At 63.9% G+C, this 20,170-nt stretch carries 12 protein-coding genes; 9 read left to right on the forward strand and 3 right to left on the reverse strand.

Features of this window, described 5'->3' with window-relative positions; genetic code table 11:
* Positions 1–2: 2 nt before the first annotated feature.
* The 4 genes from NKJ76_RS08430 to NKJ76_RS08445 all read left to right on the forward strand — a co-directional run bounded on the left by NKJ76_RS08430 (position 3) and on the right by NKJ76_RS08445 (position 5,170).
* Complete coding sequence (locus NKJ76_RS08430) at positions 3–1,166, forward strand: acyl-CoA dehydrogenase family protein (RefSeq protein WP_352537196.1); 1,164 nt, start codon at positions 3–5, stop codon at positions 1,164–1,166.
* Between the two features lie 18 nt (positions 1,167–1,184).
* A complete protein-coding gene (locus tag NKJ76_RS08435; RefSeq protein WP_023703610.1) occupies positions 1,185–3,263 on the forward strand; it encodes an acetate--CoA ligase family protein in 2,079 nt (692 codons plus the stop codon).
* Positions 3,256–4,038, forward strand: coding sequence for a carnitinyl-CoA dehydratase (locus NKJ76_RS08440; RefSeq protein WP_023696923.1), 783 nt, complete (start codon positions 3,256–3,258; stop codon positions 4,036–4,038). The genes NKJ76_RS08435 and NKJ76_RS08440 overlap by 8 nt, the downstream gene beginning before the upstream one ends.
* 190 nt (positions 4,039–4,228) lie before the next feature.
* A complete protein-coding gene (locus tag NKJ76_RS08445) occupies positions 4,229–5,170 on the forward strand; it encodes an alpha/beta hydrolase (protein WP_023703609.1) in 942 nt (313 codons plus the stop codon).
* 6 nt (positions 5,171–5,176) lie between these two features.
* Here NKJ76_RS08445 and NKJ76_RS08450 read toward each other — a convergent pair whose 3' ends face one another.
* Complete coding sequence (locus tag NKJ76_RS08450) at positions 5,177–6,040, reverse strand: hypothetical protein (protein WP_023707784.1); 864 nt, start codon at positions 6,038–6,040, stop codon at positions 5,177–5,179.
* A 6-nt stretch (positions 6,041–6,046) separates the two neighbouring features.
* Entirely contained in the window at positions 6,047–7,639 is a 1,593-nt protein-coding gene (locus NKJ76_RS08455) for an ABC transporter substrate-binding protein (protein WP_352537197.1), read from the reverse strand.
* Between the two features lie 201 nt (positions 7,640–7,840).
* On the opposite strand from NKJ76_RS08455, the gene NKJ76_RS08460 reads away from it, so the two are divergent.
* The 5 genes from NKJ76_RS08460 to NKJ76_RS08480 all read left to right on the forward strand — a co-directional run bounded on the left by NKJ76_RS08460 (position 7,841) and on the right by NKJ76_RS08480 (position 17,990).
* Positions 7,841–10,114, forward strand: coding sequence for a hypothetical protein (locus NKJ76_RS08460; RefSeq protein WP_352500290.1), 2,274 nt, complete (start codon positions 7,841–7,843; stop codon positions 10,112–10,114).
* A gap of 10 nt (positions 10,115–10,124) precedes the next feature.
* Positions 10,125–13,997 carry a DUF7929 domain-containing protein gene (locus tag NKJ76_RS08465; RefSeq protein WP_352537198.1) on the forward strand — a complete coding sequence of 1,291 codons (3,873 nt, stop codon included), beginning with the start codon at positions 10,125–10,127 and terminating at the stop codon, positions 13,995–13,997.
* Between the two features lie 303 nt (positions 13,998–14,300).
* Positions 14,301–14,978 (forward strand): ribulose-phosphate 3-epimerase, encoded by a 678-nt coding sequence (gene rpe, locus NKJ76_RS08470; RefSeq protein ID WP_023729671.1) that lies wholly within the window; start codon positions 14,301–14,303, stop codon positions 14,976–14,978.
* A 493-nt stretch (positions 14,979–15,471) separates the two neighbouring features.
* The gene (locus tag NKJ76_RS08475; protein ID WP_023694237.1) at positions 15,472–16,209 is read left to right on the forward strand and encodes a GntR family transcriptional regulator; all 738 of its coding nucleotides are present in this window, start codon (positions 15,472–15,474) and stop codon (positions 16,207–16,209) included.
* 269 nt (positions 16,210–16,478) lie between these two features.
* The gene (locus tag NKJ76_RS08480; protein ID WP_352537199.1) at positions 16,479–17,990 is read left to right on the forward strand and encodes a malonate--CoA ligase; all 1,512 of its coding nucleotides are present in this window, start codon (positions 16,479–16,481) and stop codon (positions 17,988–17,990) included.
* A gap of 74 nt (positions 17,991–18,064) precedes the next feature.
* Here NKJ76_RS08480 and NKJ76_RS08485 read toward each other — a convergent pair whose 3' ends face one another.
* Positions 18,065–20,119 carry an ABC transporter ATP-binding protein/permease gene (locus tag NKJ76_RS08485; RefSeq protein WP_352537200.1) on the reverse strand — a complete coding sequence of 685 codons (2,055 nt, stop codon included), beginning with the start codon at positions 20,117–20,119 and terminating at the stop codon, positions 18,065–18,067.
* Between the last annotated feature and the right edge of the window lie 51 nt (positions 20,120–20,170).

The raw sequence follows: 20,170 nt of genomic DNA on the forward strand, positions 1-20,170 counted from the left end.
CCATGGATTTCGGTCTTTCGGAGGAACAGAAGCTCATCATCGAGACGACGCGCGCGTTCGTCGAGAATGAGCTTTACCCGCATGAACGCGAGGTCGAGCGCACCGGCGTGCTGCGCCGCGAGTTGATCGAGGAGATCAAGGTCAAGGCAATCGAAGCCGGACTGTATGCGGCCAACATGCCGGCCGATGTCGGTGGCGCTGGCCTCGATACGGTGACTTGGCTGCTCTACGAGAAGGAACTCGGCCGCGCCAACTATGCGCTGCACTGGACCTGCGTCGCGCGCCCCTCCAACATCCTGCTCGCCGGCACGCCGGAGCAGCGCGAAAAATACCTGTTCCCGTGTATTCGTGGCGAGAAGTGGGACTGCCTGGCGATGACCGAGCCCGGCGCCGGCTCCGACCTGCGAGGCATGAAGGCGACCGCGGTGCAGGACGGCCACGACTGGGTCCTTAACGGCACCAAGCATTTCATCTCCCATGCCGATCTTGCCGATTTCGCGATTTGTTTCATGGCTTCGGGCGAGGAAGAAACGCCGCGCGGCAAGCGCAAGAAGATCACCGCCTTCTTCGTCGACAAGGGCACCAAGGGGTTCACGGTGCGCGACGGCTACCGCAACGTCTCGCATCGCGGCTACACCAACGCCATCCTCGAATTCGATGATTGCCGCCTGCCGGCAAGCCAGGTGCTGGGTGAGGTCCACAAGGGCTTCGACGTCGCCAATTCCTGGCTCGGCGCCACGCGCCTGCAGGTCGGCGCCACCTGTCTCGGCCGCGCCGAGCGGGCGCTCGGTCATGCCATCGAGTATTCCGCGCAGCGCCAGCAGTTCGGCCAGCAGATTGGCAAGTTCCAGGGCGTGTCGTTCAAGCTCGCCGACATGGCGACGGAATTGAAGGCGGCGGACCTGATGGTGTTCGAAGCCGGCTGGAAGTACGATCAGGGCACCGTCACCGATCAGGACATGGCCATGGCGAAGCTGAAGGCTACCGAAATGCTCGCCTTTGTTGCCGACGAAGCAATCCAGATCCATGGCGGCATGGGGCTGATGGATGACCTGCCGCTGGAGCGCATCTGGCGCGACGCCCGTGTCGAGCGCATCTGGGAAGGGACGTCGGAAATCCAGCGCCACATCATTTCGCGGGCGCTGCTGCGCCCGTTCGGGGCTTAAAAAGAAGAGACGGGGAATATGCACAAGCTTGAACGCCTCTTGCGCCCAAAATCCATCGCGGTGTTCGGCGGGGCCCAGGCCGCTGCCGTCGTCGCCCAATCGATCAAGATGGGCTTTGCCGGCGAAATCTGGCCGGTGCATCCGAACAAGGACGAGGTCGCCGGCCGCAAGGCCTATCGCTCGGTCGCCGACCTTCCCGGCGCGCCGGACGCTGCCTTTGTCGGCGTCAACCGGCATCTCACCATCGAGGTGATCAAGGCGCTGGCTGAGCGCGGCGCCGGCGGCGCCGTCTGTTTTGCCGCGGGCTTTCTCGAGACCGAGGCCTATGACGACGATGGCGAGCGGCTGCAGGCCGAACTGGTGGCCGCGGCCGGCCAGATGCCGATCATCGGCCCGAACTGTTATGGCCTGATCAACTACGCCGACGGCGCGCTGTTGTGGCCCGACCAGCATGGCGGCATCCGGCTGCCCGAAGGCGCCAAGGGCGTCGCCATCATCACCCAGTCCTCCAACATCGCCATCAACATGACGATGCAGAAGCGCGGCCTGCCGATCGCCTTCCTGATGACCGCCGGCAACCAGGCGCAGACCGGCCTCTCCGAAATGGCGCTCGGCCTGATCGAGGACGAGCGCGTCACCTCGCTCGGCCTGCACATCGAAGCCTTCGATTCGGTAGCAGGCTTCGAGAAGCTGGCGGCGCGGGCGCGCGAACTGAAGAAGCCGATCATCGCCATGAAGGTCGGCCGCTCCGAGCAGGCGCGGCAGGCGACGGTCTCGCACACGGCATCGCTGGCTGGCTCGGACGCTGCCTCGGGCGCATTCCTGCGGCGGCTCGGCATTGCGCGCGTCGATTCCATCCCCGCCTTCATCGAGGCGCTGAAGCTGCTGCATGTCACCGGGCCGCTGCCCGGCTATCGTCTGTCGTCGATGAGCTGCTCCGGCGGCGAGGCCTCGGTGATGGCCGACAGCGCCGAAGGCCGCTGGGTCAACTTCCCGGAGCTCACCAGCAAGCACCGCGCCCATGTCAAATCGACGCTCGGGCCGCTGGTCGCGGTCGCCAATCCGTTGGACTACCACACCTTCATCTGGAACAACGAACCGGCGATGACCGCCACCTTCACCGCCATGGTGTCGGGCGGTTTCGACCTCAACATGCTGGTGCTCGATTTCCCGCGCCCCGACCGTTGCTCGGTCACCGACTGGTGGGCGACGCTGCGCGCCTTCGAATCGGCGCTGAAGACCAACAATGCGCATGGCGCGATTGTCTCGTCGCTGCCGGAGAACCTGCCGGAGGAATACACCGCCGAACTGATGGCGCGCGGCATGGTGCCGTTGTTCGGCATTTCCGAGGCCATGGATGCCGCAGGCGCGGCGGCCTTCATCGGCTGGGCCTGGGCCGAGCCGCAGGCGCAGCCGATCGACACATCGGCTGCCGGTGCTGCCGGCGGCGACCATGTCACGCCTGATGAGGCCGAGGCCAAGGCGCGGCTGATCGAGGCCGGCTTGCCGGTGCCGAAGGCCGAACGCGCCGCCAATGCCGTCGAAGCGGTGATTTCGTCGATGGCGCTCGGCTTCCCGGTGGCGTTGAAGGCGCTTGGCGTCACCCACAAGTCGGAAGTCGGCGCTGTCAGGCTTAACCTCAAGGACGCCGAATCCGTCAGCACCGCGGCGCACGATCTCTTGCCGCTCGGCACCGGGCTCTATGTCGAGCGCATGGTGCGCGACGGCGTCGCCGAGCTGATTGTCGGCTTTACCCGCGACCCGATGTTCGGCGCCGTCATGACGCTGGGAACTGGCGGCGTGCTGGTCGAGCTGTTGCGCGACAGCGTGACCTTGATGCTGCCGGCAACGCGCGACGATATCGAGGCGGCGCTACGCGGCCTGAAACTGTTCCCTCTGCTTGAGGGCTATCGCGGCCGGCCGAAGGCCGATGTCGCCGCGGCCATCGACGCCATCGCAGGCATTGCCGGCTTCGTGCAGAAGAATGCCGGCGAGATCGAGGAACTCGACATCAACCCGCTGATCGTCTGCGCCGAAGGCAAGGGCGCCTGGATTGCCGACGCGCTGCTGGTGCTGGGAGAGAAGAAGAATGTCTGACGTCATTTCAACTCGCCGCGAAGGCACCATCCTCGAGGTCACGCTCGACCGGCCCAAGGCCAACGCCATCGACCTGAAAACGTCGCGGCTGATGGGCGAGACCTTCAAGGCGTTCCGCGACGATCCGGAACTGCGCGTCGCCATCGTCAAGACCGCCGGCGACAAGTTCTTCTGCGCCGGCTGGGATTTGAAGGCAGCAGCCGGTGGCGATGCGGTCGACGGCGACTATGGCGTCGGCGGCTTTGCCGGCCTGCAGGAGCTGCGCGACATGAACAAGCCGGTGATCGCCTGCGTCAACGGCATGGCGGTGGGCGGCGGCTTCGAATTGGCGCTGTCCTGCGACCTCATCTTCGCCTCGGATCATTCCTCCTTCGCGCTGCCCGAAATCCGCGCCGGCACGCTGGCGGATGCCGCGACGATCAAGTTGCCGAAGCGCATTCCCTATCACGTCGCCATGGACCTCTTGCTCACCGGCCGCTGGATGGATGTAGCGGAAGCGCATCGCTGGGGCCTGGTCAACGAAGTGTTGCCCAAGGAAAAGCTTGAAGACCGCGTCTGGGAGGTCGCAAGGCTACTGGCCAGCGGCCCGCCGCTGGTGTTTGCCGCGATCAAGGAGACGGCGCGGGTGGCCGAGGCGCTGACCTTCCAGGATGCCATGAACCGCGTCACGCGCCGGCAACTGGCGACGGTCGATGCGCTTTATGGCTCCGAGGACGGTATGGAAGGGTTCCGGGCGTTTGCGGAGAAGCGCGACCCGGTGTGGAAGGGGAAGTAGCCTCTTTACCCTCCCCTCGATGGGGAGGGTCGGACCGAAGGTCCGGGGTGGGGTGATGCGCCACCCCCCCCCCCCCCCCCCCGGGGCGGGGGGGGCCCGCCGCCCGGGGGGGGGGTGGCCGCCCGCCCCCCCCCCCCCCCCCGCCGCTTCGCGGCGACCTCCCCCATCAAGGGGGAGGTAAAGGAGCTGCATGACCGACTACAAACCCCTCATCGATGCCGAGACCTGGGCCTTCATCGAGCGGACCAATTCCTATTACCCGCCCGATACGATCGACTACACCATCGCCCAGCAACGTGCGATTTATGACCGGATGTGCCGCGAGTTCTTTGCCGGCTATCCCAATGGTGTGACGGCGGAAACGACTTTCATTGCCAACCGATCACACGACATCCCGATCCGCATCTATCGCAGCGCTACCCCGAACACGGCGGCGATGGTGCTCTACATCCATGGCGGGGGTTTCATCCTCGGCGGCCTGGACAGCCATGACGATGTCTGCGCCGAGCTGTGCGCCCGCACCGGTTACGAGGTGGGTTCCATCGATTACCGGCTGGCGCCGGAGCATTTGCACCCGGCCGCTTTCGACGATGCTTTACGTGCCTTCGAATGGGCAGCCAAAACCTACGACCGCCCTATTCTGCTGTGCGGCGACAGCGCCGGCGGCAATCTCTGCGCGGCTGTTGCTCACGCAACGCGTGGCCATGCCAAAAAGCCGATCGGCCAGGTGCTGATCTATCCGGGCCTCGGCGGCGACCGTTCGAAGGGCTCGTATGTCACGCACGCCGAAGCACCGATGTTGACCATGCGCGATCTCGAATTCTACAAGCACATCCGCACCGGCGGCGCTGACGGTACTGGTGACATCACCTTGTCGCCGCTCGCCGACACCGATTTCACCAAACTGCCGCCAACCGTTCTGATCACCGCGCAATGCGACCCGCTGTCGTCCGACGGCGAGGCCTACCGCGACCGCATCCTTACCGCAGGCGGCCATGCCGCCTGGTTCGAGGAGCCGGGACTGGTGCACGGCTATCTCCGGGCCAGGCACACGGTCGGCCGGGCCCGCGCCAGCTTCAACCGTATCGTCGAAGCGGTGTCGGTGCTGGGCAAGGGCGACTGGATCTGGTGATCCGGCTCAACCGCGGACAAAGGCGATCAGTTCCTCAGCCATGCGATCGTTGAATTCCCGACGAAAGCGGTTTTTCTTCAGCCATTCAGGGTTTGAGCCGACGGTCTTGTTGGCATCCACGACAACGCCTTTGCCATCGACAATGAAATAGTCGATGGCGCCGAAGTCCAGGTTGAGCCGCTGCCGCACCGCCAGCACTTCCGGTGGCACGGCGCCGCCCACCTCATTGCTCAGGATTTTTGAGCCGGCGCACAACACATCGTCGTAGACCTGCCGCATGTTGACCTCGGCACCGAGCAGGAACATGTAGCGGTGCTTGACGATGGGCAGGTCGAGCGTATCGAAAGCGAACTTTTCCACCATCAGGCGATTGTTGCGCCATACATCCCGCGGAACCTCGCCGATCGTCTGGTAGACCTTATAGGGCGGGCACAGGCGGTCCTTGTAGCCGGGTTCGAAGAGCTTGCGGATGGCATGCGCGCTCCTGGTCAGGCCGTTGCGATGCTGCCACCAGCGCTGCTCTGGTCGGCCCCTGGAGTTGAGGACCGTCTTGACGACAACCGGCCCCTCGTGGCTGTCCCCTGCCTCCAGCTTCAGTGTCGAATAAAGGTGCCGGTGGATGGACAGCGCGCGGCCATTGATGGTGCGGTCGTAGAGGTGGCCGAGCCCGCGGTACGTTGGCGGCACGACTGTCAGGTCGACATGCAGAAAGGCCACCGGCGCCCGATCTCGGCCGGCTGGCCGGTCGAGCAGGCGCACTTTCAATCCAGCCTGTTCCAGGTAAGGCAGCAACTGCGCGATGCTATAGCTCCGCACCAGTCGGAAATTGCGCAGGCTCTCTACATAGACATCGAGATCGGCGGCAGACACCGAACGCTATTCCTTGATATCGACGCCCGAGAAATCATGGTGATCAAAGGGGTCCATGACATAGCCCGTCACCTGTTCGCGCATCGGCATCGAGACCACGGAGTGGGCGATAGCGACCCACGGCATCTGCTCCCTGAAGATCGTTTGCGCCTGCGAATAGAGTTTTGCGCGGGCAGCGGGATCGACGATCCCGGCTGCCTGCTTGAGCAGATCGTCGAAGGCCGGAAAACACCAGTTGGCACGATTGGTGGTGCCGACGCCGGCACAGCCAAGCGGCACCGACAGGAAGTTGTCGGGGTCGCCATTGTCGCCGGTGAAGCCGAACAGCATGGCGCCGTCGCGGTCGCGTGACTTCGAGCGCGCAAGGTATTCTGTCCACTCATACGTCACGACTTCCACGTTGACACCGATCTTTGCCAGGTCGGACTGGATCATTTCGGCCATACGCTGCGCATTCGGGTTGTAGGGACGCTGCACCGGCATCGCCCAGATCTTCATGTGCAGGTCTTTTACGCCGGCATCGGCGAGCCCCCGCCTGGCGGCAGCGGGGTCGAAGACATGATCGGGGCTCGTCTTGTCATAGGCCCAGGAGGTCGGCGGCAGCGGATTGCGTGCGACTTCACCGGTGCCGCGGAACACGACGTCGACCAGCGCCTGGGTGTCGATGGCCATGGCGATCGCCTTCCTCACCCTTGGATCGTCGAAGGGCTTCTGCAAGGTGTTGAAGGCGAGGTATCCTGTGTTGAGGCCCTCCTGCCGCATGACCTTGATACCGGGTGTCGCCTTGATCGCGTCCAGGTCGGCCGGATTTGGATAGGGCATGAGATCGCATTCGCCGGCGCGCAGCTTTTCCATGCGAATGCTGGCATCGGTGGCAATGGCGAAGACGAGATCGTCGATCTTCGGCTTGCCGCGCCAGTAGTCCGGATTGGCCTTGTAGCGGATGACTGCATCCTGCTGGTAGTCGACAAGCTGGAATGGACCCGTCCCGACCGGCTTCAGCGCCAGGTCGAGCAGCCGCTTCTCGGCGACGAGCTTGTCGGCATATTCCTTGGAAACGAGCGAAGCGAAATCCATCGCCAGGTCGGCAAGCATCGGCGAATGCGGCGCCTTCAGCTTCATCACCACAGTCCGGTCGTCAAGCTTGCGCCAACCGGCGACAAGATCCGGCATGCCGATGCCGTCGAAGTAAATGTACTGGCGTTTGGCGTAATTGTTGAACGGGTTCTGCGCGTTGGCCTGCCGGTCGAAGGTGAACAGCACGTCATCGGCATTGAAGTCGCGACTAGGCGTAAAGCCCTCGACGCTGTGGAATTTCACGCCCTGCCGCAGGTGGAATGTGTAGGTGAGGCCATCGTCGGAAATCTCCCAGCTTTCGGCAAGGCCGGGGCGCACCTTGGTGGTGCCGGGATCGAACTCGACCATGCGGTTGTAGAGAGCGGTGGCCGAGGCGTCGCGGGATCCGGAGGCGAGTGCGGGATCGAACGTATCGGGGCTAACCTCGGTGCAGTAGACCAAGGTCTTGGCTACGGATTGATGGACCGGCAACGCACATGGAAAAAGCGCCGCCAGCAAGAGAACGAAGTGCCTGCGTGTCATGATCCCCCCAGGGTTGGGAAGACGCTAGCAGAAGCCGGCACTGACGGTAAGTAAGCCGGCCGGTCTTTCGCGCGCCAAGACTGTTTTCCACCTGAGTTGACACAAGGAATTAGCCGCGCCTCTGTGAAATGGCGGACAGACCCGGCCGCCGTTTTGCATGAACCTTTCCGCTTCAGCCTGCGACTGACGACCAGGCGCCGCATGGTGCGGGCCGGAAAGGATGCCCCCATGACCAGGACCCCAGAGGCTCCACGGTCTCCGGGACCAACGCAAGCTCAGCGCGACCACCGCCTTCGGGATGGAGTCGATGCGCTGGGCTTTCGGCTGATTCCGTTGACCCTGCGCAGGAGCAGGCGTATCGTGAAGATGAGGAAAGCAGACAATTCGATCAGGGACGAACGTGCCGGAACGCCGCGCCTTGCCCTGTTTCGCGCGGCCGGACCGGATGTTCCTCCCGAAAACTTCGGGGGGAGTTTTATGTCCTGCGATCGCGGCGCGTCCATGTCGTCTCCAAGCGGCGGTTTGCGCCGTTCGCTCCATCTGGGCGGCGGTTTGCTTGCCCTGGCGCTGAGCGCCGCGCTCTGGTTGGGCACAGCCGCCCAAGCGCAGGAAACCCAGATCATCTATCCCGGCTCGATGGCGGTCACCGGATTTTCCGGCACCGTCATTCCCAATTTCGACTCTGCCGATTCCGAAAGGGGGGGGCTGCCGCCCGGCGTCGACCCGGTCGACGAAACCTTCATCGACACGACGCGCGCCACCTTGCGCGTCTTCGACGTTTCGGCGCTCGGCGGACCGGCTTCCGGCCAGCTCGTCTACACGCCGCCGCCTTTCGAGGTGACGGCCGAACAGATCGGCCAGGTATTCGCCATCACCTATGATGACGGTATGCGCGACGGCGTTCCCTCGGGCGTCCCCAATCTCTATGCCGGCGCGACCTCGCTGCACGGCATCCGTATCGTCACCCCGGACGAAGATGCCGACGGTCGGCCCGAGCGACAGCGCCGCGGCACCGCAGGCGCCGTCTTCATGGACGGCCAGTTCGGCACCGAAAGCGGTGGCGGTCCGGGCACGATCTGGAAGATCGACGGCATCACCGGCGCGGTCTCCAAATTCGCCGACATTGACACCAACAGCGGTTCCGGCATCGGCGACATCAGCTTCGACAGCAATCACCGCGAGTTCTTCGCCAGCGATCTCGACACCGGCCTCATCCACCGCCTCGACGCCAACGGCACGCTGATCGACACATTCGATCACGGCGTTGCCGGGCGGCCGGCGCATGGGCTGGCTCCCGTCGCCGATGACGGTGCGGTGATGGACATACAGGGTGCTGCCTTCGACTCGGAAGACCCCGACACATGGGGCTACACGCAGGACGAACGCCGCGTCTGGTCCGTCGCCTATCATGGCGGCCGGCTCTATTATTCGGTCGGCGAAAAGGCCGAGATCTGGTCGGTTGGCATTGCCCGCGATGGCAGCTTTGCCGGTGATCCGCGCTGGGAGCTGACGGTCAAGGCCGACAAGGACTACGCCGTCACCGACATCGCCTTCGACAACCAGGGTTTCATGTATCTGGCGCAGCGCGGCCCGGTCGAGAATCGCTACGATTACAGCCAGTTCGCCGATTCCGGCAAGGGCGAGGTCATCCGCTACTGGCGCGAAAACCCGGACGATCCGGCGACGGAATCGGTCTGGGTGGAAGAGCCGCAGGAATATGCGGTCGGCTTCCCGCAAGGCAACCGGCAGTCGGCCGGTGGGCTCGACCTGCAATATGGCTATGACGCCGACGGCAATCTCGACACCGGCGTGTGCACCGACACGCTGGTCAACACCGGCGACAAGCTGCGCGACAGCCCGACACTTGCCGACCAGCTCGCCGCCGGCGGGCCGCTTGGCGTGCACGGCGTGCAGATCACGCCGACGCCGTTGGTCAAGCCGGCCAACGTGCCGCCTTTCGGCTCGTGGTTCGTCGACTTCGACGGCTATTTCGAAGACCCAGAAGTGGAAGGCCATGTCGGCGACGTCGAGGTCTGGCACCCCTGCGAAGGCCGGGCCGGCTATTATGAAGAGATCCCCGGCGGTTATCTGCCGCCGTTCTATCCGCCGGACTTCCCACCGCCCGGCGATCTGCCTCCGTGCATCGATGTCGAGGATGTTCAGTTCTACTGCACGCCTCGCGGCCTCCAGGCCGACCTCTATCTCCATGACCATGCCGGCTTTGGCGGCGATTCGATCAAGGTCCAGCCTTCCAGTGAGACAAAGTCCAGGACACCAGGCGTCGGGGTGACATCACCCCAGTCGCATGCTCCCGGCAAGCCTTACACGGTCGACATCACCGGCCATTCTCCGGGCGACAGAGTCGATGTTGGACTTTGCTTCTACAGGCAGTCCGACAAGGACAAGGGTGGCTACTACCCTTGCTGCAAGATGACTTTGCCGCTCAGAACCCCAGCCGTCAGCTGCGAACGTTGAGGAGGGGAAGATGAAAAATCTCGCACTTTCCCCGACCGCGAACAGCAGTCAATCCACCGGCAAGCAGCCAACCGTCATGGAGACCATCATGAAACCCCCGTCATATGCCAGGCGCGGCGCGCGCTGGCTGATGGCGGCCGGTATCGCGGTCGCCATGTTCACCCCTGTGGCAAGCCACGCCGAAGATGCAGTCCCGATCACTCCGGAACTGCGGCTCGACCTCGACAATTCAAAAATCGTCAATCCGAGGCCGGAACGGATCGTGCCGTTCTTCACCAAAACAGGCACACAGAGGAGCTGCGACTACGTCGTCTACTCCCTGAGCTTTGGCCTGCGCGGCGACTCGCAAGGCTTTGCCGACCCAAGCTTTTCGGCCAGGCTGAAGAAACTCCAACTCGACTTCAAGGATCAGCTTCCGCACGGTCTTGCGATCGTCAACGTCAACGTGTCCGGCGACGGCACGGATGCGTCTGGCGGACCGCTGCCGGGTGCGACAATCAGCACCTCGGCTAATCCGAACGATACGGCAACGGTTTCCGATTTCCGGATTTCCACCACCGATCTCGACGGCGCTGGGGCTGGCAATGAACGCGTCATCAATTTCAAGATCACCGCCAAGATCGACCATGCGGCGTTTCCTTCGCCGACCATCGTCGACAACCAGGGCATGATCAAGGTGACGCCGGGCGTCGGCACGGGGGCCATCATCCCGTCGCAGGATCCGGGCAAGCCCGACGACGGCGACTACAAGACCGGGGCCAAGACCTCGATCAAGATCGACCTCACCAACTGTGACAAGCGGCCTCCGCCTCCCGACCGGGAATGTTTCAAGGTGGAGCGCGGCACGGTCGATTGCGTGCAAGGCGGCGGCGCGTTCATCTACCACATGCCTGTCGGCCCGGAGATGGGCGGAAAATGGGTGCAGGTATCGACGACGACCCCAGGCATCACCATCATCCCCGACACGCAATTGGTGCCGGCGGGCGGCGGTGTGCTGAACTGGAAGATCGTCGGTGCATCGCCCGGCGACGTCATCCACCTCATCGTCACCGGCATCGAGACCTATGCCGGCCCGAAGGAGGGTTGGGGACTATGCTGCACGCAGACCATCGACATCGTCATCCCGCGTGACTTGAGATGTCCCCCCAAGGACAAGGAACCGGACCTCAAGGTCGAGAAACGCGCCGACGTGACGCGTTGCACGATGGGGGGCGGCTGCGACTTCACCATCAAGGTCACCAATGTCGGCGACGGGCCGTATCACGGCAAGATCGTGCTCGACGAGGTGACGCTGCCGGCCGGCTCGACTCTGGATTCAGGGCCCAATCCGCCCTGGGTATGCATGCCCGGCGTGACCCCGATGACGTGCACCTATCCGGTGACCACGCTCAATCCAGGGGCCTCCATCAACCTCAAGCTCGGCTTCAAGCCGGCGGGTGGTTGGCAAGGCAGCGCGCTGCGCAACTGCGCCACCTATAATTACGGCGCCAGCGGCAAGCCGCTGTTCGGCAGCCAGCAGAACGATCGCGGCTGTGCCTCGATCCCGATCTGCCGGCGTGGCGACCGCGACCGCGATTGCCGGCCCCCGGTCGACAAGAAGGTCGACCTGATCCTGAAGAAGCGTGCCCGCATCCCGGTCTGCACACCCGACGGCATCTGCTACTTCGTGATCGACATCATCAACAATGGCAGCGTCCCCTATAATGGGCCGCTGACGGTTATCGACAATTACCCGGGCGGCGCGCCGGCCTCTTCGACCTTCGGCCCGTCTCCGCCCTGGACATGCGGACCGAACGGTCCCGGCCAGTTCCGCTGCGACAATGCAGGCATCGTGCTGATGCCGGGCGCCTCGACGCCGATCGTCGTCAGGGCGGTCATGCCGGCCGGCTACCAGTCGGATTCGGTCGAGAACTGCGCGGCGCTGAAGCCCGTCCCCGGTGAGGTCGACCTCACCAACAACAAGGCCTGCGCCAAGGAACGCTTCCGTCATCCCAATGGCGGCAAGCCGACCCTACGCATCACCAAGGTCTGCAATGGCTCGCTCGCCGGTGCGGCGGTGGTTTCCTGCCGCATCACCGTCATCAGCCTTGGCACCTCTGCCCCCACCGGTCCGGTGCGGGTCAACGATGCTGCCACGCTGATATCGGGTGGCGCGCCGGTCCAGATCCAGACCGTCACACCCGACGGTGCGGAATGGGCCTGCGGAGCGGTTCCGGCCAATGCGCTGTCATGCCAGATACCCGGCGCCGCGATGACGCCCGGAACCTCCAGGCACTTCGACGTGACGGTCTTGGCCAATGGCGCGTTCGAGAACTGCGCACGCGGCTCATACGGCCCGGCCCCTGGAGACGACGTCGTCTACCCGATCGGCCAGGCCTGCGCCAAGGGCGGCGGCACGTCCACCATTAGCGTCAAGAAGACCGGCGATGCCGAGTGCCAGCCGGGGCAACCCTGCTCGTTCGAGATCACCATCACCAATGATGGCCAGACCGCCTTCTCCGGTCCGGTCCGCATCGGCGATGCGATCGGGGTGGACGGGCTGGGGCGGCTGCAAGGCGTCGCGATCACCTCGATCGAACCGCCCTTCGGCTGCTCGCCCGAACCGACGACCTTGCCGTTGACCTGCATTGCCAACCTGACGCTCGGCGCCGGGGAAAGCCATGTGCACAAGGTCACCGTGGTCCTTCCCGACGCTCCCTTGGTGAATCTGCGGGGCAACGTCAGCGGCCAGAACTGCGTCGGCGTCTTGTCTCCCGACACCAGGGTGCAAGGCGGCGGCGACGTACTGCCCGGCGACCTGACCAACGTCCAGGGCGATCGCGGCAAGGCCTATGCCTGCCATCCGTTCACCATCAAGCGCGAGGTGAAGAAGGAATGCTCGCCAGGCTTCGTCATGAACGATGCCGGCCGGTGCGTGTGTCCGGAAGGCACGACGTTCCGCAACGGCCAGTGCTCGCCCGACGGCGGCGTCATCATCCAGCCGAAGGATCCGAGGCCCTGCGTGCTGCTCAAGGGCCAGATCCGCACCGAGGATGGACGCTGTGTCTGCCCGCGCGGAACCGAGCTTGAGAACGGCGCTTGCGTCAAGACCGACAAGCCTGGCTGCACCATCCCCGGTTCGGTCCCGACGTCGGACGGCAATGGCTGCTACTGCCCGGAAGGTACGCATCTCGACCGACAGGCAAACGCCTGCGTGCGCGACAAGCAGAAGCCTCAGGAGTGCGGCATACGCGGCCAGGTTCATGACGCCGATGGCGATTGTGTCTGCCCGCGTGGGACAGAGGTGCGCAATGGAGCCTGCCGGCCGATCCGGCCAAAGCCTGAACAATGCTCGATCCGTGGTCAGATCCAAAACGCCAACGGCGATTGCGTCTGCCCGGACGGCACAGAAGTCAGGGGCAAGGTCTGCCGGCCGATCCGGCCGAAGCCCGAGCAGTGCTCGATCCGCGGCCAGGTCCACGACGCCAATGGCAATTGTGTCTGCCCGCGGGGTACCGAGGTGCAAGGTAATGCCTGCCGGCAGAAGAAGCCTGTGCTGGAACAGTGCGACATACGCGGCCAGGTGCACAACAAGCGCGGCGAGTGTGTTTGCCCGCGCGGCACCCAGGCGATTGACGGCGCGTGCCGCAAGCCGAGGCCGCAGGTGGGAGACTGCGCCCCGGGCTCGCAGATGGTCGGCGGCCAGTGCGTGCCGATCATCAAGCGGCGCTGCCCCGAAGGCACGGTTGGTCGGTTCCCGAACTGCAGGGCGATCCAACAGCAGCCGTCGCTCGATCCGACCCTGTTGCTCAATCCAGGTGTCCTTCAGCAGTTCATACCGAAGCGCACGCCGCAGACGCAGGTACAGCCGCAAAGGGATCCGGCGGCCAACTTCAAGCCATAGATCTGGATACGAGTCAAAATTCAGAACCCCGCCGGAGCGATCCGGCGGGGTTTTTCCTTGGGCGCGCTGCGGCGATCGGGCGGCCAGGTATTCGCCGAACCCGCTGCCGGGCGCAGCAAATACCGACTTTCCCTTTCCGGGATCATGGTCTAGAGCAGTTCATCGTTTGGTGGAAACGCCGAACCGCTCTATCTCTTTGTTTTCACGCAATTCCGGACGGAAAGCCGTTCCCACTTTTCTTGGAATTGCTCTAGCAGTCGTCAAGGCCGCGCCCGCAAACAGGGCGCCCAAAGGGGCCGCATCATGAGCAGGAAGACCCTGATCGCGCCATCGGTGCTGGCGTCGAATTTCTCGAAGCTCGGCGACGAGGTCGAGGCGGTGACGGCGGCCGGCGCCGACTGGATCCATCTCGACGTGATGGACGGGCATTTCGTGCCCAACATCACCTTCGGCCCGCCGGTGATCAAGGCCATCCGCAACCGCACCAAGGCCTTTTTCGACTGCCATTTGATGATTGCGCCGGCCGATCCTTATCTGGCCGCCTTTGCCGATGCCGGCTGCGACGGCATGACCGTGCATGCCGAGGCCGGACCGCATCTCGACCGCTCGCTTCAGACCATCAAGGGTCTCGGCAAGAAGGCCGGCGTATCGCTCAATCCGGCGACGCCGGAAAGTGCGATCGAATATGTGCTCGACCGGCTCGACCTGATCCTGATCATGACCGTCAATCCGGGCTTTGGCGGCCAGGCCTTCATCCCGGCCATGGTCGACAAGGTCAAGCGGGTGAAAGCGCTGATCGGCAACCGGCCGATTCGTATCGAGATCGACGGCGGCGTGTCGCCGGAAACCGCCCCCCTGGTCACATCAGCCGGCGCCGATGTGCTGGTGGCAGGCGCCGCCATCTTCAAGGGCGGCAGCGTCGAAGCCTACCGTGCCAATATAGAAGCCATCCGAACCGCGGCCGACCGGGCTGCCGGCTGACATCAGTTCCAGGGCAAGTTCCCGGCTGGTCGGTTCTCCTCGGCCTGATCTCCCTGCCTGATCCTTCGATCTCCCAAAAAGCCGTCAACGGGTGGCAGCCGCAAGGGCATCGCGGCAAGCGACAGGATCGCGGCATCCGGCACTAGTTTTGGCCCATAAATCTAGTGGATAACTGCCGAAGGGATCTGCATGCGGGGAGAGGTCAATCCGGCGGCATGACGCGCGTTAAGAAAAAATTATCCGTATTCGGATCTCGAAGCTGTTTCTCGAGGGCACCTGCCATGCTGGCAGACAAACTTTCTTCAGAAGAACAAGTTTTTCACGATTTTAGTTACTTCCGGCGGATAAGATGCGGTCAACCTTCCTCTTTAAGTCGAATATCGTGATCTTTCGCTTGAGGGGCGGATGCCTTAGGAGTTACAGTAAGTTTACAGGGGAAATCGTTTGCTTCGCGAACGGGCTAGCGGAGCATGGGAGAGCTACAGGAGTCATATTGACCTACGGATCTGCCGATGTGAGCGAAGGCGCGGGACCCAAGAGCACACTCGCTAGTACGGTCTATCAACAGCTTCGCGACGATCTCCTGCGCGGCGTGTTTGAAAGTGAAAGCAAGCTTCGTGTCGAATGGGTGGTTTCCCGTTACGGCGCCGGCGCCTCACCGGTTCGCGAGGCCCTCAACCGACTTGCTTCGGAAGGCCTGCTCGGCCGCCACGACCAGCGCGGTTTCTTCATCATGCCGGTCAGTGCCCCGGAACTCGAGGAATTGACGCGCACCCGCTGCTGGCTGGAAGAGCGGGCGCTGCGTGAATCCATTGCCAACCGCACCGGCGAATGGGAAGAGCAGCTCGTGCTGGCCTTGCATCGCCTGGCGCGTGCCCCGCGCCGCTTGCCGGAGGATCCGTCCTCGAACAATCCGGAATGGGAAAAGCTGCACCGCGCCTTCCATCGGGCACTGATCGCAGGCTGCCGCTCGCATTGGCTGACCGGCTTTTGCGACCAGCTTTCGGATCAGGCCTCCCGTTACCGGCTGATCTCCCAGGACGGCAGCGAGCGCGACGAAATCAGTGAACATCGGCTGATTGCGGAGCGCACGGTGGATGGCGATGCCGACGGCGCCGTTGAAGCCCTCCTCAACCACTACCGTCTGACGGCAGCCATGTGCATGGAGCGCTTCAACGACAGCGGCGATCCACGCGTGAGCGCCACCAAGGCGCTGCGCAGCCGCAGATAGAAGCGCTTCCGGTCCGCTATCCAAAATCCGCCCGCTATCCAAAATCGCCCGCTATCCAAGTCCGCTTGCCTTCATCTGATCGGCGGCAAACCCGATTTCACGTTTTTGCCGGACGGAGGCGAAATCGTTTCCTTTGTTCCAAGGCCATGCGCTGGAGCCGGATGATTTCAGGCCGAATCGACCTGAAATCATCCGGCTAAATCAAAGGGTAGAGCATGTCCTCCGAAAACCGCTTCACACTTTTCGGCATCATGCTCTAGGGAAGGCGCATGACCAATCACCTGTTCGACGCGTTCCGCAGCCGGATTTCAGCCTCCGAGCGCATCCTGATGGCGACCGATGACGGACGCGCGATCGCCTATCGCGACATGCTGGCGCAATCGGCACAGCTGGCACATGCGCTGAGGCATTTCGGCGTCGAGCCTGGCGACCGCGTTGCCGTGCAGGTCGAAAAAAGCCCCGAATGCATTTTCCTTTACCTCGCCTGCCTGCGCGCCGGCGCGGTCTTCCTGCCGCTCAACACCGCCTACACGCTGGCCGAACTCGGCTATTTCTTCGGGGATGCCGAGCCGCGGCTGGTCGTCTGCGACCCGGCCCGCGCCGGCGCTATCGCGCCGTTGGCGCAGGCGTCGGGTGCTGCCACCGTCACGCTTGGCAGCAATGGTGAGGGCTCGCTGACCGCACTGGCGGCACAACAGCCCACGGATTTCGACGCCGTGGCGCGCGGGCCGGACGATCTGGCCGCAATCCTTTACACATCGGGCACCACCGGACGCTCCAAGGGCGCCATGCTCAGCCACGAAAACCTGGCCTCCAATGCGCGCGTGCTGGTCGAGCAATGGCGTTTCACCGGGGATGACGTGCTGATCCATGCCCTGCCGATCTTCCACACGCATGGCCTGTTCGTCGCCACCAACGTCACCCTGATGGCCGGCGCCTCGATGCTGTTCGAGCAGAAATTCGACGCCGGCCGCATCGTCTCGCTCTTGCCCCGCGCGACAGTGCTGATGGGGGTGCCGACCTTCTATACCAGGCTCCTGCAGCAGGACGGGCTGGATGCCCAGGCGGCGAAGAACATCCGCCTGTTCGTTTCCGGCTCGGCGCCGCTGCTCGCCGAAACGCACAAGGCCTGGCGCGAGCGCACCGGCCACGACATTCTCGAGCGCTACGGTATGACCGAGACCAACATGAACACGTCGAACCCCTATGAGGGGGAGCGTCGCGCCGGCACGGTCGGCTTCCCGCTGCCCGGCGTTTCGCTGCGCATCGCCGACCCTGACAGCGGCGATGCGCTTGGCCAGGGTGAAGTCGGCATGATCGAGGTCAAAGGTCCGAATGTCTTTTCCGGCTATTGGCGCATGCCGGAAAAAACCAAGGCGGAGTTTCGCAAGGACGGCTTCTTCATCACCGGCGACCTCGGCATCATCGACGCGGACGGCTACGTCCACATCGTCGGCCGCGGCAAGGATCTCATTATCTCCGGCGGCTACAACATCTATCCCAAGGAGATCGAGAGCGAGATCGACGCCGTTGCCGGCGTCTTGGAAAGTGCCGTCATCGGAATTGCCCATCCCGATTTCGGCGAAGGCGTCACCGCTGTCGTGGTGCGGGCGCCGGCATCGCAGATCACCGGGGCCGAGATCGTTGGCGCCATTGCCGGCCAGCTGGCCAAATACAAGCACCCGAAGCAGGTGATCTTCGTCGACGAGCTGCCGCGCAACACGATGGGCAAGGTGCAGAAGAACCTGCTGCGCGAGACCTACAAGGGTCTCTACGGCTAATCCATAGCCGGCTAATGTCTTTGCCCAAGCGCTTCGCCTGGACATCTCTGTTCGCGGTTCGGCAGTGGCGCCTTTTACCTGCGCGGCTTTTTCACCCGAGTGCTGGAACCCCACAAAGCGCGGTTCAGCAGGCTGCGTTTGCGCTTGCGCGGGATGAGGTCGACGTCGCTGACGAGCTTGGCGCCGCCCTCCCGCCGCTCCAGGGTGATCTTGCGGCTGTGGAAGGCTTCGAGCTCCGCACGATGCGCCACGCTGATGATGGTGACGTCAGGCAGTTCGCGGATCACCGTCAACATCATCGTGTCCTGGCTCTTCTCGTCGAGCGCCGAAGTCGCTTCATCCAGCACCACGATATCGGGGCGATGCAGCAGCAGGCGCGCGAAGGCGAGGCGTTGCTTTTCGCCGCCCGACAGCGTCTGGTCCCATGGCGCCTCTTCCTTGATCCTGCCGGTGAGATAGCCAAGCCCCACCTTGTCGAGGGCAGCCTTGATTTGCTTGATGGTCCACTTGTCCGCCGCCGCGGGATAGGCGACCGCGCGGCGAAGCGTTCCGGAAGGGATGTAGGGGCGTTGCGGCAGCATGAACAGGCGCCTGTCGGTGTGGAAATTGACGCTGCCGCCGCCCCATGGCCACAGGCCCGCGACGACCCGCACCAGCGTCGACTTGCCTGAACCGGATTCGCCTGAAACCAGCACCCGCTCGCCCGGCTCGATCACGACCTCGGTTTCCTTGACTACGGAGGTGCCGTCGTCGAGTGTCACGGAAAGATTGTCGAGGCTGAGGATGGCGCCGTCTTCCGCTTCGCCCCGGTTGATGCGTCCGAGCGCATCGCTCTGCTCGGCGCGCTCGAGCCCGTCGAGCGACATCATCAGCGAGGCAATGCGCCGCGCGGAGGCGTTCCAGTCGGCGAGGCGCGGATAGTTGTCGACCAGCCAGCCGAACGCGCCTTGCACGATGCCAAAGGCAGACGCCGCCTGCATCACCTCGCCAAGCGTCATCGAGCCTTCGAGGAATTTTGGCGCGCACAAAAGGATCGGCACGACCGGCGCAAACAGGCTCGATCCCTGCGACACCGCGGCCGTGCGCATGTGCTGTCCGGTCAGCAGCGCCCATTGCCTCAGCACATGGCCGAAATTCCTGTCGATGCCGCTGCGCTCCTCGTCCTCGCCTCCCAGCAAGGCGATGCTCTCGCCGTTTTCGCGCACGCGCGTCAGCGTGTAGCGCAGTTCGGCCTCCGCCTGGTTCTTCCGCTCGGAGAGCTGGACGAAGTCGCGGCCGATGACCACCATCGAGGTCGAGGTGATGACGGCATAGATGATCGCGGTGATGACCAGAAAGCCGGGAATGGTGATGCTCTCGCCGCCGATCGGCAGGGTGAGCGCGCCGCCGATGGTCCACAGCACGACGATAAAGGTAGAGGCCGACAGGAATGCGTTGAGGACGCCGGCAGTGAAATCGACCGGCGACTCGGTGGCGATACGCAGATCCTCGGTCATGCGTGCCTCGGGGTTCTGGTGATCGCCGCCCACGAGGTTCAGCTGGTAGTAGCGGCCGTTTGCCAGCCAGCGCGCGACGACCCCGGTGGTCAGCCAGGAACGCCAGCGGCGCTGGATCGTCATGCGCAGATAGACCTGCGCGACGACAAGGCTGCCGCTGCAGATCACCAGCGGCACGAATACGGCGCTGAGGAGATAGACTGTGCGGGCGTTGCGCTGCTCGAGGGCATCGAACATCGAGCGGTTCCAGACGTTGATGCCATACTGGAAACCGATGTTGATGCAGATCAGCAGCAGCACTCCGATCGTCAAAGGCCAGGCGAGCTTGTCGCCATGCCTCCCCCAATAGCCGCGCCCGCTGATCCAGAAACGCCGCAGCAGATATTTTTTGCGCGCCTGCTCGGCCTGCTCGGGCGTCAGCTTGGGATCGGGTTCGACGGCATCCGGCGGCGGCGCAGCCTCGCCAACGGGCTCGGACGCGGCTTCGGCGGCCGATGCTTTTTTCTCGCGCGGCGTGTCCTCGCGCGGTCCATCTCCGCGCGTTTGCCGTGACGGCTTTTCCCGACGCGACTTCGGGGCATCGCGCGCTTCGATGCCGTCGGCCGGTTCCGATTTGGGTTTTGCCTCGGACATATGCCCCGACAACGACCTCCATATCAAAAGGTTTCATGGTATGCGCCTGCC

It is taken from the genome of Mesorhizobium sp. M0029 (genome assembly GCF_040323735.1).
GTDB lineage: Bacteria > Pseudomonadota > Alphaproteobacteria > Rhizobiales > Rhizobiaceae > Mesorhizobium.

Excerpts from the sequence above, each read along its gene's own strand:
- NKJ76_RS08460 (WP_352500290.1), top strand. The coding sequence starts at position 7,841 with ATGGTGCGGGCCGGAAAGGATGCCCCCATGACCAGGACCCCAGAGGCT.
- NKJ76_RS08465 (WP_352537198.1), top strand. The coding sequence starts at position 10,125 with ATGAAAAATCTCGCACTTTCCCCGACCGCGAACAGCAGTCAATCCACC.
- NKJ76_RS08455 (WP_352537197.1), bottom strand. The coding sequence starts at position 7,639 with ATGACACGCAGGCACTTCGTTCTCTTGCTGGCGGCGCTTTTTCCATGT.
- NKJ76_RS08430 (WP_352537196.1), top strand. The coding sequence starts at position 3 with ATGGATTTCGGTCTTTCGGAGGAACAGAAGCTCATCATCGAGACGACG.
- rpe (WP_023729671.1), top strand. The coding sequence starts at position 14,301 with ATGAGCAGGAAGACCCTGATCGCGCCATCGGTGCTGGCGTCGAATTTC.
- NKJ76_RS08480 (WP_352537199.1), top strand. The coding sequence starts at position 16,479 with ATGACCAATCACCTGTTCGACGCGTTCCGCAGCCGGATTTCAGCCTCC.
- NKJ76_RS08445 (WP_023703609.1), top strand. The coding sequence starts at position 4,229 with ATGACCGACTACAAACCCCTCATCGATGCCGAGACCTGGGCCTTCATC.
- NKJ76_RS08440 (WP_023696923.1), top strand. The coding sequence starts at position 3,256 with ATGTCTGACGTCATTTCAACTCGCCGCGAAGGCACCATCCTCGAGGTC.
- NKJ76_RS08485 (WP_352537200.1), bottom strand. The coding sequence starts at position 20,119 with ATGTCCGAGGCAAAACCCAAATCGGAACCGGCCGACGGCATCGAAGCG.
- NKJ76_RS08435 (WP_023703610.1), top strand. The coding sequence starts at position 1,185 with ATGCACAAGCTTGAACGCCTCTTGCGCCCAAAATCCATCGCGGTGTTC.